Here is an 11,775-nt window from a genome sequence, read left to right as displayed (position 1 = left end):
AAACATGACCCGGTCGGCGCGGGGCACGATGGAGGCGCCCGGGAAGAACGTCCGGCAGAAAGCCGGGCTGAACCGGGCGATCCTCGCGGCAGCCTGGAGCAGGCTCGGCGAGCATCTTGCTTACAAGACCGCCCGTGAAGGCGGGGAGCTGGTGAAAGTCCCGGCGCCGCGCACCTCGCAGCGTTGCCATGCCTGCGGGTTCTTCGATCCAGTGTCCCGCCGGTCGCAGGCGCTGTTCGCCTGCACCTCGTGCGGTTGGCAGGGGAACGCGGACACGAACGCGGCATTGAACATTCTCGCGGCAGGACAGGACGCAAGTCCCGGGCGTACAGCCCGTGTCGTGAACGGACGTGGAGCCACGGCGGTTACGTCGGGCTGCGAAGCGTCAACCACCCGGGACGCGGTATGACCGCCGCCGGGAATCCCTCGCGTTCACGCGGGGGAGGATGTCAACTGGTGGTCCCCATGGATGGCGGTGGTTTGTTGTGATCGGCAGTTCGTGATCCGTGATCTATGGGGGTAGGTAGAGGCGGAGCCGGTGTCCGGTGGCGAGCGTGGCGGTCAGTTCGCGGAGTGGGTGGGGCATCGGGGCGGTGGTCCAGGCCTGCCAGAGGGGTAGCAGGAGGCACAGCGGGGTCAGGCAGGCGCGGACCTGTCGGAGGTTGACCGGCCAGGACGGCGGTGTGCCGCTGCGGACCGGTTGCGGGCTGGGCTGGGTGTGGGTGGCTCGGTGGGGGTGTCGTGCCAGCACAGGCTGAACGCGCAGTTCACCAGGGTCCAGCGGCGGGCGATCGCGGTGGCGGAGCGGATCTGGAAGTCGGCCCAGCCCAGTTCGTGCTTGACCTGCTTGTAGTCCTGTTCGACCCAGCCGCAGTAGCCCGCCGATCCGGTCTGGGCCGGCCCGGCAGTCGGTGGCCCACCAGGTCTCGGTGTGCCCGTCCCGGTAGGAGCGGCTCACCGGTGTCCACTGGCCGGGCCGCTCAGGGCTGGTCCAGACCCGTTCTCGGGCGGCCTGTGCCGGGGTACGCAGGCCGGTGTCCTCGTCGGGGCGGGACAGTTCCTGGTTCGGTTTGAGGGCCAGCACGAACGGCACCCCGGCCTCTCGCGCAGCTCGGCGACCAGGCCGGGGCTCTCGGACGGACCGTAAAAGCAGTCGGCGACCACCGCGCGGAACGGGATCCCGGCGGTGCGGGCATCGCCGACCAGACCGGCGGCGAGCTGCCCCTTGGTCCGAAACGACGGATCCGTGCGCCCGCCGGGCAGGCAGGGTGCCGGCAGGTAGAGCCGGGTGTGCGGCGGGTGGTACACCCGGTTGTCCGCCCAGGCCGTGGACACCGCGACGATCCCGGTGTCCACGCCGCCTCGGGAACCGATGTACTGACGGGACACGCCCGCGGTAGCGTGCCCGCTCTTGCGGTCCCCGGAGTCGTCCAGGATCAGTACCCCGCCGGGATGAGGCCGGGTGGCCGGCGCCGCCATGAGCAGCTCAACCCGCCGAGTGTTGATTTTCTCGTGGTCCCACGGAGACTCGGACAGAAACCACTGCAGCCGCTGGACCTCCCGGTGCTGCGCGCCGACCACCGGCTCCGCCCCGGCCAGACAGGTCAGCGTCTTGTTCCGGTCCCGCGGCAGCAGCAGACCGACCAGGTAGTCCCGGAACGCTCGCCGCTGCGCCCGGGAGGCGAACAGGCCATCGAACCGGGACGCGTACGCCTCCACCGGCGCCGGAGCCGGCGGGCACGGCAGCCGCTCTGTCATCACGATCACCTTCGCGGCCGAACCACTCCTTCCCTACCCGACACAGCCAGACAATTCCCCGGCCGCCCATACATGATCAAACGATCACAACAAACCACCGATGGGCAGGGTGCGCTCGGGCGCACGGTTGTCCACAGGCCCTACCGTGAGCCGGGGACAGCCGTGAGCTGGGGACGGGTTATCCGAACCGGGCTGCGCGCATCTCGCAGATGTCGGTGACCGGTGGCGGGTACGGGGCGAAGCGCTGCGCGACCCAGGCGGTGAGGTCGGCCATCGATGCGCCGAGGACGGTGCCGTGGTCCGCGCCGGGGTAACGCCGGTAGTCCACGGTCGTGCCCTTCCGGCACAGCCCGGTGACCACGCCGTCGGTCACCGTGCGTCGGATCACCAGGTCGAGGTCACCCTGGAGAACGAGGGTCGGAGCCATCTTCCGCAGGGCCACCTCTCGCTGCCGGGCGAATCCGGCTGCGAAGGGATGATGATCCAGAGGATTGACGGTAAAGGCGGTGTCGATGGACGTACCGATGCTCGCCCTGGTGAGGTCGGTGGCGCAACGGTCGCGGGCGATCGACAGCAGTCGCCGGCCGGTCGGGGTGAGCACCCGGTCCAGGTTGATCGTCCGGTCCTCGACGGACAGCCCGATTATCGCCAGCAGGACATAGGCGACCCCGTCGGTATTGTGCTGCAAGGTGGCGAGGGAGGCCGGCAGGTCGGCCAGGGGGGCGGTTGCGACGACTCCCCGGATCCGTAGCTCGGGTGCGTAGGCGGCGGCAAGCGCTCCGGCGGTTAACACCGCCTGGCCGCCCTGCGAATAGCCCCAGAGGACGATGTCGCGACCGGCACCGGTCGCCTTGAGGGCGGCGGCGGCGCGTGCCGCGTCAAGCACGGCCCTGCCCTCCGGCTCGGCAACGTAGATCGCGTGTTCGCCGGGACTCCCCAGTCCCGGATAGTCTGTGAGGGCCACGACATAACCGGCCCGGACGAGCGGAAAAGTCGAGGCGGCGGCGATCAGCGCGGGTCGTGCCGCCGACGGTGCACAGGAATCCTTGAGGCCCGTGGTGCCATGCCCGAACGCGACGATTTTTCGGCCGCCCGGCGGAACCGGAACGTTCTCCTCCGGAGCCAGGATTATCCCGGACACCGGAATGTCGACGCCCGGCGTCGCGTGGGATCGGTACATCACCCGCCACGCCCGGATACCGGTCGGGGCCGGCGCGACCACCTGACTGGACAGAATTTCCCCGCGGGTTCCCGGTGGTAACGATGCACCTCGCTCATCGGGTCCGCCGGCACTGATCGCGGGGGATGATCCGTCGCCGCCAGCCCGCTTTCCGCAGGCCGCGAGGGGCAGCAGCCCGAGCAGCAATCCGAGCAGGAGCCGGACCGCGAGCAGCGGGGTACGGACCGGACGGGAGGGGCATCGGTGCGCCCCGGCAGGGGTGGCCCCCGCAGCCGGTCGTGTCGGCCTCCCTGACTGCGCTGACTGCGTCGGCCGGGAGCGTGGGGGCCGTGATGTTAACGCATCCGGCCAGGCCGGCGGGCCACTCGGATCATTCGGGACAACAGGCTGCTGATCCAAGCTTGGCCGCCGATAATGCACGAATTAAGCCTAATGAGGCACATCCGGCCATCGCGTCGGCGGTCCGCATGGGCCGGCCGGATCTTGACTGGCGGTGGATCGCTTCGCTGGACGATTCGGGCACCTATGATCGGGCACCCATGAGGGACGTACCGGGTGTAACCGGACATGCCGCAACCTGCCGGGACGTGCCCGGGACGTGCCCGGGACGCCGTGGAGCCACTCTTGCGGGTGCCCGATGGGAGACGGGAGAGCGCTCGATACCCTTACGGTGTCCTCAGGCGGGTGCGGTGGCGGTCCCTCGATGGTTGCCGCGGTCTCACGGACGTGTCCAACCCGTCGTCGAAGCCTGTCGGAGGCCCGCGATAGTGAATGCATTCGCGTCGAACACCCTCGCTCTCGGCCCTGGCGTCCTCAGCGCGGACAGCCTGGCCAAAGCGGGCCTGGCTGTCGTTCTGTTGATCGTCTTCGTGGAGTCCGGCCTACTGGTCGGGTTCTTCCTCCCGGGTGACTCCGTGCTGTTCACCGTGGGTATGCTGATCGCCCGCGACGAGCTTTCCACCCCGCTGCCGGTGGCGGCTGTCCTGATCGGGCTCGCCGCGGTGGCTGGCGACCAAGTCGGCTACCTGATCGGTCGAAGAGCCGGTCCGGCGTTGTTCCGACGACCCGACTCGCGGCTGTTCAAACAGGAGTACGTCGAGCAGGCGCACGAGTTCTTCGAGAAGTACGGGCCGCGGTCCATCATCCTGGCGCGGTTTGTTCCCGTGGTCCGCACCTTCACTCCGGTCATCGCCGGCGTGAGCCGGATGAACTACCGCATCTTCATCACCTACAACATTGTGGGCGGGGTGGTCTGGGGTTGCGGCCTCACGGTTCTGGGTTTCTACCTCGGTAAGATAGATTTTGTACGGAATAACATTGAGCCGATGTTGATTCTAATTGTCGCCGTCTCGGTGCTTCCCATCGCTTTCGAATTCCTCCGGGCCCGCCGTAGGAAGCGGGCCAGGAACGGTGCCGTGCGGGAAGGCTCCGCTGAATTCGGCAGGAGTGCCCCGGTCGCCGACGAGGCTGCGACCTTCGCGGTACGGCCACGCCGCGGCGGCGGGCGTCACTCGGCCGCTCATCAACGTCAGACCCCGGGACTGAGACCGAGACTGAGCGAGACTGATCAGGACTGACCGGGGATGATCAAGACGACCGGGGCTGATTGGGATACCCCGGTGGTCATCGCGGTCGCGCGACGGTTACCTGTGATGCGGCCAAGTCGCGAGGACGGGTCCCGGCGGGCTCCGCACCGATACGGGGGGAGTCGGCGGGACGCCCGCCGGGACCCGTCAACCGTATCGGGTCAACGGGTCATTGTCGCCTCTCCTCGTCACCCAAAGGTGGGAACAGTCGCTGGTCGCACACCGAAAGCATCGTTTGTATGACGATCGTCTCACTATTGGTGGGTGGTGTTGTGGCCTTGGGGGCCATTGAGAGATCGCGGCAACCGAGCTGGTCACGGTCGGTGCAGTCTGCTGGTCACCGTCGCCGCAGTCGGGTCGCCGCAGCCAGGTCGCCCTCGGTGCAGCCGGGGCGCCGCCGGACTCACAAGGCGTCCGCACTCACAGGGCGTCCGCACTCACAGGGCGTCCGGTCCGCGTTCCCCCGTTCGGACGCGGGCGAGGGCGTCAACAGGAAGAACCCAGATCTTGCCGGCTCCGCTGGCCGCCGATCCGCCCGATCTCCGGATCACCTCGATGACGTCCTCGACGTCGGAGTCCGCGACGACGCACTCGACCCGCACGGCGCTCACCGACTCATCGTGGAAGGTCTGCCCGCGATATGTCTGGGTACGCCACAGTTCGATGCCGAATCCGGTCACCTGGCTGACCGTCATACCCTGAATACCGAAGGTCTCAAGGGCGGTGCGTACGTCATCGATGCGATGTGGACGCAGGATGGCGGTGACCAGTCTCACCGGGACCTCACCAGGTTGTCTGGAACCGCATGCCGACGGCCCGGCGCACCTCCGGGTGAGGTTTCATCGCGGAGAAGCGTAGAGCCGGCAGGTGACGGTTCCGTCTCGGGAATGTCATCGAATGGCGTAACGGAAGGAATGGTAGATGTCCCTGCTCGACCGCGGTACACCCCCCGACCCGTTCGACGTGCTGCCCGCCAAACCGCTGTTCACCGTGACCAGTACGGACCTCGTTGATGGTGGAGTCGTTCCGTCCGATCAGGTGCACACCAGCGCCGGGGGTGCCGACATCTCCCCACAGCTGGCCTGGTCCGGTCAGCCCGCCGAGACCAGGAGTTTCGTCGTCACCTGCTACGACCCGGACGCGCCCACCGGCAGCGGGTTCTGGCACTGGGTCCTGGTGGGTATCCCCGCGGCGGTGACCGAGCTTCCCCGCGGCGCGGGCAGCGGCGACTTCACCGGCCTGCCCGTCGGCGCGTATCACGTGCGCAGCGACTGGGGCTCCAAGGCGTATGGCGGGGCTGCGCCGCCGCAGGGCGACGTACCGCACCGGTACATCTTCACCGTCCACGCGGTCGACGTGCCGAAACTAGAGATCAACGACGAGGTCTCACCGGCCGTCGTCGGCTTCAACCTCACCTTCCACACCCTCGCCCGGGCCGTGCTGCGGGTGACCTTCCAACGCTGACGGGGCCGCTCTGCCGGCGCGTCGAGGTCCTCAGGTACCGCGCCCTCGGCGCGCCGCCCGGGGATCGTCAGCCGGTGGAGCTGGGGCTGGGCTCCACGGGTGGGTAACCGAACCCGCCCGTGAGGCCGGTGGCCCGTGGGACGGCCGGGCCGTCGACGAGCTCCCCGCTCCCGAACTCCCCGCTCTCGAGTTCCCGGTCGTCGAGGAGTTCGTCGGCCATCCGGCGCAGCCGGCCGGGACCGAGATCCGGCGGGTCCAGCTCGGCCGGATCCAGATCATCGGGGGTCAGGTTGGTGTCGTCGACCTCGCCGTGCATCTTCGAGCCGTTGAGCACCACGGGGATCTCCAGGTCGCCGACGACGTGCTCGACGTAGAAGGCGCGGGCGCCGATCAGCCACAGGGCGTAGCCCGGGTCGAGCCTGGGGAGCAGGTCGGCGGCGACATCGGTGAGCCCGAGCGCGGCCTGCGTGTCGGCGATCTGATCGGATGCCTGCTTGTAGAGGATCCGGATCGCGGTCTCGGCGAGCAGGCCCTTGGCGATCTCCACCGAGTCCGGCGAGGCGGACAGCAGGTCGGAGATGCGGTGGGCAACGATCGCGTTCGCGCATCCCCACTGCCGGGCGAGCTTCTGCTGGGCGGACAGCCGGCGGACGAGGCCGGCGAACCGCATCAGCCGCCAGCACTCGTCGTAGACGACGTAGCGCTGCACGCCGTCCTGGCGCATGAGTGCCGCTTCCATCCACGCCTGCGCGCAGGTCATGATCAGGGCGATCATCTCATCGCTGCCCTGGACCCGCTCCAGGTTCAGCACGGCGATCGGACGGTCGAAGTCCAGCGGGGAGGTGGTAGGCCCGTCGAACAGACCGCCCAGCGCGCCGTGCGTGAGCCGGCGCAGGGTCAGCGTGGCATCCCGGGAGGCGTCGCGCAGCTCGGTCGCGGTCATCGGGAGGTTGACACAGTCCTCCTCGGTCGGATCCGTCATCGCCTCCAGCACGTGCGGCAGGAGCGGGGTTGCCCACCGGTCCGGGGACGCCCCGGTGATCTGCCGGGTCACGACGTCGAGAGCCAGGTCGACCGCGGTGTGCTCGGCCGGGGTGAGCGGTACCCCCTTCGCCGTCTCGATCAGGGACGACAGGAGTGCCGAACGAGCCCGCTTCACCTCACGGGCCCAGTCCTCGTCGGCGATGCCCATCGGACGGGGTGGGGCGTCGAGCGGGTTCAGCCGGGTGGCCATGCCGGGCCCGATGTAGGTGGGCTCACAGCCGAGGCGCCGAGCCAGCCGCGTGTACTCGCCCTTCGGGTCACAGGGTACGGCGGCCTGGTAGCCGAACGCCGCCCCCCGCGAGATCAGCGTCTTCAGCAGCGCCGACTTGCGGGAGCCGACCGCGCCGAACACGGCGAAGTTCGGATTCTCGATGACCTGCTGGCGGTACAGCTCGAAGACGTCGAAGTCGAACGAGTTCCCCGACCAAACGTGCCGACCGATGTACATGCCGGGCGCGGCCAAGCCGGAGTCGACGACGAACGGGTAGATGCCGGCGATCTGTGCCGTCGTCTCCATGTGCGCGGGAAGCCGCAGCTTGTGGAACGTCCGCCCGCCGAACGGCCCGAACAGCCGCGGCGGCTGTGCGCCCCGGCGCAGGGCTAGCTGGGCCCGGCGCATCGCCGCCTTCTCGGTGGCCGCCGCGGCCCGTTCCGTGCGCCGGCTGCGCCGGGGGGGCTCCGCGGATATGCGTCCCTCGCGCCGCCGCCGCGGACCGCCGCCGAGGTCCACATAGCCCTCGGCGTCGCGTCCCGGGTCGTGGGACGTGGCCTCGTAGGCTGCCGCCTCGTAGCCGTCGGGGTCGTAACCGGCCTCGTCGTAGCTGGGCGGGTCGTCGAAGTCGCCGTCGTCGAAGTCGCCGTCGTCGCCGGGGCCGAAGTCGCCGTCGTCGCCGGGGCTGCTGTCGGCACGCTTGGGGCGACCGGCCACGGCTCCCCCGGCCGGATAGCCAGCCGGCACGTAACCGCCCACCGCATGGCCGTTGCCCGCATAGCCGCCGGTCGGGTATCCGCCGGTCGGGACCGGGTACCCGCGGGCCGAGGCGTCGTCGTGTGCTGAGCTCAAGAAACCCCCACCGCCAACGGTAGTGCTCCGACGCTGAAGCCCTGATCCTGCTCGCCGACGAGACGCACCATCTCCAACCGGCTGCGTGAGGCCAGTGTTTCGGCCTCACCGCAGGCATCGGCGAGCCCGTCGAGGTCGTCGGCGGAGACCGTGACGAAGCCGTGGAAGCGGAAGGCGCCGAATCCGGCGATCAGCTCCTGCTCGCGGCGTTCGACCTCGTCGGCCTCAGCCACGTCGCGCTGGGTGGTGACCTTTCCGACCTTGTCCCGCATCTGCTGTTCACCGAGGTGCGCCATCCGCCGTCGGTTTACCGCCTTCTCCGCCTTCCGGCCGGGCAGCGGCTCGACCACCAGTGAAACCGTCCGCCGACAGGTCGTCTCCATCAGCAGCGGAGCGAGGAACGCGGCAGGGGAGGGCACACGCGGCCAGCCATTGATCCAGTACGTCGTGTGGAAGCCGGAGTCGGTGCGGTAGTGGTCCCAGGCGGTGACGGTCCGGACCGGGCCCGCGACCGCTGGGTCGATGCCGGACGCCAACCCCTTCAGGCCCCCGGCGAGGTCCGTACTCGCACCACCCCGCGCGTCAATCATCTCGATCGAGTACGGATCGTAGGTGGTGCGGATGACCGCGGCGAGCGCCCGTGGCGGCAGCCATCCGACCGTGTTGATGGACGCACGGGCGAGAGCCGCCTCCATCGTGCGCAGTTCGCCGAGCAGGACGGCGCAGGCCGCCTGGTCACCGCCCCCGGCCCGCTGGATCGCGCGCCGGGCGTCTCTGGCCCGAAGCTGGAACGAGAGGTAGGTCTCGTGTCGCTGCGCCACCGGGCCCGCCGCGTCGATGACCTGCTGGTAGGCGTCGGCAGCCCAAGAGTCGTCGTGATGCCCGCGGACCCGCCAGTGCCGCTGAAGCTGGTCGCCGGAGTCGGGCAGCGTGCGTTCCAACCACTGGATGCGCGACAGTTTGCCGCCCCCGGCGGTCAGCCCGGCCAGCAGTTCCCCCCAGGCGTCCACCCTGGCCTGCTGGTCACCGGACTCCAGCAGGGCGAACTGGCTACCCTGCACCTGCAGGACGGCGGTGTAGGTCTGCTGCTTGGCATCCTTTACCACCGCCACGTACCGGCCGCCGCCGACCGGTACGGACAACATCACCAGCGACGACAGCGGCCCCGGAAGGACCGTTCGGCTGAGCTGGTCCTCCCCGGCACCCAGCCGGAAGAACGCGCCACGGAACACCGTTTCGCCCGTCACCTTCTGCATCGTGAAGCCGAAGAGGATCGGCACCCACTGGTCGAGATTACGATCCTCCACCCGGACGAACGCAACAAACAGGAGCATTACTCCCATCAGTGCCCAGAGTGGGATGAACAGGAGTGGAGAGCGAAGTGCCCCGAGCACGCACAGCATCACGCCGATCATCAGGCCGAGCTGCGGCCAGCGCATGCCCAGCATGACTCCGCCGCGTTCCAGCGGTCCGAAGCGGTAACTGCGTTCCGCGATCATCGGCTACCTCGCTACCTCGCCACTCAACTACTCACGTGCCGCCGGTGCGGGACGGCGGCACCGCCGCCGTCATCTTCGGAGGCCGGGACGCCGACGGGGGCACGGGTACCCGCGTCGTGGCCTGACCGGGCCCGCGTGCCCCGCCCGTGACGGAACCCGGGCGCATCGTCCTCGTGGCGCCGACCGGCCTGGAATTGCTGCCGACCGTGACCGTCGCCCTGGTGGGGGTGGCGGCTCTTGCCGGTTGCCGGGTACTGCCACCGCCGGCCCGGGGCCGGCCGGCTGTCGAGCCGCGCACCGCGGCCGTGGCGGCACCCGTCCGGGAGGACGTGCCCGCCGGAGCGCCGAGGCCGCTGCCACGACCGGTCCGTAGCGCGGCCGGCCGGGGCAGCGCGGGCTCGGCGCCAAAGCTGCCGACGCCACCGGCGTCGCCGAGCATGCCGCGATTGCGGGTCTGCAGCCGTGCACCGATTCCGCGGAAAGTCTCCCGCGACGTCGATCCCAGCAACGCACCCGCCCCTTGGCCGAACGACGCGGCACTGCGCCGACCTGCCGAACCGACGGCGCGCATCAGGTGGATGTCGGCGAATCCCATCAGGTGCAGCAGGACGAAGGGGGCGAACACCGCCGCAATCATCACCACGGCCCCGCCGAGGATCGTCAGTGTCTGATCGACTGTGGAGCCGCTCGAGTCGCTTGCCACACCGGCACCGAGCGTGAAAATCGCGTAAATAACCGGCTTCGCGAAAATCAGCGCCAAGAGGATCTCGGTCGCCCGCTTGATCCAGGCGCTCGTGGACATCGTCGGCTGCCCGGCCAGATACACCGGGATGAACACCGCCATCACGATGATCGCAACCTTGCGGATGTACAGCACCACGAAGAGCGCAAACGAGAACAACGCCACCAGCAGCGACAGGACGATGTCGAGTGCGAAGTTCCCCTGCTCCGGTAGAGCCCGCAGTTGGGCTACCAGGGTCGAGCCGAGTGGCTTCCCGTCACCGAAGGCGTCGGCGATCCCGTCCGAGGCAGTGAGCACCATCTGCAGCAGGGTGAGTGCGACGAACGAGCCGAGGATCGCGGTGCCGGTGGAGGCTAGCGCCCGTGTGAAGATGTGAGGATCACCGCGTACGGCGCCCATGATGCAGGCGCAGATGAACAGGCCGGTGACGATCAGTACCGCCACCCCGAACGCGATGTTGTAGTTCTGGACGACGTAGTCGGCGTTCAGGTCGATGGTCGTCTTCTGCGCCGCGAAGCTGAATACGGAGCTGGACAGGTCAGCCGCCATGCCGCAGAAGGCCTTGCCCATCGAGTTGAAGTACGCATCCGCACTCCCCGATATCGCACCCTTGATTGCATCGAGTGGATTGGGGTTGAAGGCCAGGATAATACTGCCTTCGCCTGTACCGCCGGACGTCATGCGACCGCTCCGATCAGAAGAAAACTCCGAAATTCCTCGGACCGCTGCTCAACGGGATCAGGACCATCCGGGCCATCGGTGGCGTCAGAAAGTTTCCAATCTGTTCCACTCCAGCTCACCGTACAGAGGTCGGTTCCCCAGAAGTTTCGAGGCTTGTAGTTCGGCGATCCACCAATTATTCCGGCACTTGCATTGGACCAGATATATACTTTTGTCTCGTTGGGATTAAATTTTTCAACTTTATATCCGAGGGTTCGATAAATCAATTGAAAGTCGGGGGAGTTTACAGATGCAACTCCAAAATTTTTTGCGGTCTGATTATTGACATCAATAAGAAGTTGGCTGAGTCGATTGGCAGTCGAGGGATCTGCTATTGATCTAAAAATTTGCTTGAGGCGCGTGGGCTCGCGATTGGTAGCTTTTACGTATGCAGAAACATAGTTGGCGCAGGCGCTGACGGCGCCGGCTTCGGTGCGGGGGTAGCCGACCGGGATACCGAACTCGTTGATCCGGGTGGGGACACCGGGGACTGAGGTGGGGGCGGCGGTGTCGGCCGGTTGGCTGGACGGTTTCGGCGAGGGGACCAGCGTCGGCGTTACTCCGGGCGGGGTAGCGCTCGGAGAAGTCTGCGGCGCGACGGACGCGGTATCCGAGCCATTCGAACCATTGTCTGGAACCACGTAACGGCCGATGACCAATCCGCCGATCACACTCACCGTGCCAGTGGTCACGATGATGATGATCAGACGTCTGGCGGC

The 11,775-nt window shown here is 68.1% G+C and carries 10 protein-coding genes; 3 read left to right on the top strand and 7 right to left on the bottom strand.

Annotated elements, in window-relative coordinates; genetic code table 11:
• The coding region (locus tag AC08OV_RS11380; protein ID WP_476619637.1) for a zinc ribbon domain-containing protein at positions 1–409 on the top strand (409 nt) is incomplete at its 5' end.
• 545 nt (positions 410–954) lie between these two features.
• Here the strand turns inward: AC08OV_RS11380 and AC08OV_RS11375 are convergent.
• Both AC08OV_RS11375 and AC08OV_RS11370 read right to left on the bottom strand, forming a co-directional pair.
• On the bottom strand, positions 955–1,758 hold the full coding sequence (locus tag AC08OV_RS11375; RefSeq protein WP_476612660.1) for an IS701 family transposase: 804 nt from the start codon (positions 1,756–1,758) through the stop codon (positions 955–957).
• A gap of 178 nt (positions 1,759–1,936) precedes the next feature.
• Positions 1,937–2,980, bottom strand: coding sequence for a lipase family protein (locus AC08OV_RS11370; protein WP_476612661.1), 1,044 nt, complete (start codon positions 2,978–2,980; stop codon positions 1,937–1,939).
• A 725-nt stretch (positions 2,981–3,705) separates the two neighbouring features.
• Here AC08OV_RS11370 and AC08OV_RS11365 point away from each other — a divergent pair.
• Positions 3,706–4,515, top strand: coding sequence for a DedA family protein (locus AC08OV_RS11365; RefSeq protein ID WP_476612662.1), 810 nt, complete (start codon positions 3,706–3,708; stop codon positions 4,513–4,515).
• A gap of 446 nt (positions 4,516–4,961) precedes the next feature.
• Here AC08OV_RS11365 and AC08OV_RS11360 read toward each other — a convergent pair whose 3' ends face one another.
• The gene (locus tag AC08OV_RS11360) at positions 4,962–5,300 is read right to left on the bottom strand and encodes a P-II family nitrogen regulator (RefSeq protein ID WP_476601801.1); all 339 of its coding nucleotides are present in this window, start codon (positions 5,298–5,300) and stop codon (positions 4,962–4,964) included.
• A 145-nt stretch (positions 5,301–5,445) separates the two neighbouring features.
• On the opposite strand from AC08OV_RS11360, the gene AC08OV_RS11355 reads away from it, so the two are divergent.
• The gene (locus tag AC08OV_RS11355) at positions 5,446–5,988 is read left to right on the top strand and encodes a YbhB/YbcL family Raf kinase inhibitor-like protein (protein WP_476612663.1); all 543 of its coding nucleotides are present in this window, start codon (positions 5,446–5,448) and stop codon (positions 5,986–5,988) included.
• Positions 5,989–6,055: 67 nt separating this feature from the next.
• Here AC08OV_RS11355 and AC08OV_RS11350 read toward each other — a convergent pair whose 3' ends face one another.
• Genes AC08OV_RS11350 through AC08OV_RS11335 form a run of 4 tightly spaced genes read right to left on the bottom strand, consistent with a single transcriptional unit; the run spans position 6,056 to position 11,748 of the window.
• A complete protein-coding gene (locus tag AC08OV_RS11350; protein ID WP_476612664.1) occupies positions 6,056–8,095 on the bottom strand; it encodes a conjugal transfer protein TraC in 2,040 nt (679 codons plus the stop codon).
• On the bottom strand, positions 8,092–9,594 hold the full coding sequence (locus tag AC08OV_RS11345; protein WP_476612665.1) for an SCO6880 family protein: 1,503 nt from the start codon (positions 9,592–9,594) through the stop codon (positions 8,092–8,094). The genes AC08OV_RS11350 and AC08OV_RS11345 overlap by 4 nt, the downstream gene beginning before the upstream one ends.
• Positions 9,595–9,625: 31 nt before the next feature.
• Entirely contained in the window at positions 9,626–11,017 is a 1,392-nt protein-coding gene (locus tag AC08OV_RS11340) for a TrbL/VirB6 family protein (protein ID WP_476612666.1), read from the bottom strand.
• Positions 11,014–11,748, bottom strand: a complete 735-nt coding sequence (locus AC08OV_RS11335) for a DUF8175 domain-containg protein (protein WP_476619636.1) — start codon at positions 11,746–11,748, stop codon at positions 11,014–11,016. Before AC08OV_RS11335 ends, AC08OV_RS11340 begins: the two co-directional genes overlap by 4 nt.
• Between the last annotated feature and the right edge of the window lie 27 nt (positions 11,749–11,775).

This window comes from Frankia sp. CeTa3Moorea (assembly GCF_978021225.1).
This window is presented reverse-complemented; position numbering and strand designations above follow the sequence as displayed.

Coding starts and splice junctions, on each gene's coding strand:
- AC08OV_RS11340 (WP_476612666.1), bottom strand. CDS start 11,017: ATGACGTCCGGCGGTACAGGCGAAGGCAGTATTATCCTGGCCTTCAAC.
- AC08OV_RS11375 (WP_476612660.1), bottom strand. CDS start 1,758: ATGACAGAGCGGCTGCCGTGCCCGCCGGCTCCGGCGCCGGTGGAGGCG.
- AC08OV_RS11345 (WP_476612665.1), bottom strand. CDS start 9,594: ATGATCGCGGAACGCAGTTACCGCTTCGGACCGCTGGAACGCGGCGGA.
- AC08OV_RS11355 (WP_476612663.1), top strand. CDS start 5,446: ATGTCCCTGCTCGACCGCGGTACACCCCCCGACCCGTTCGACGTGCTG.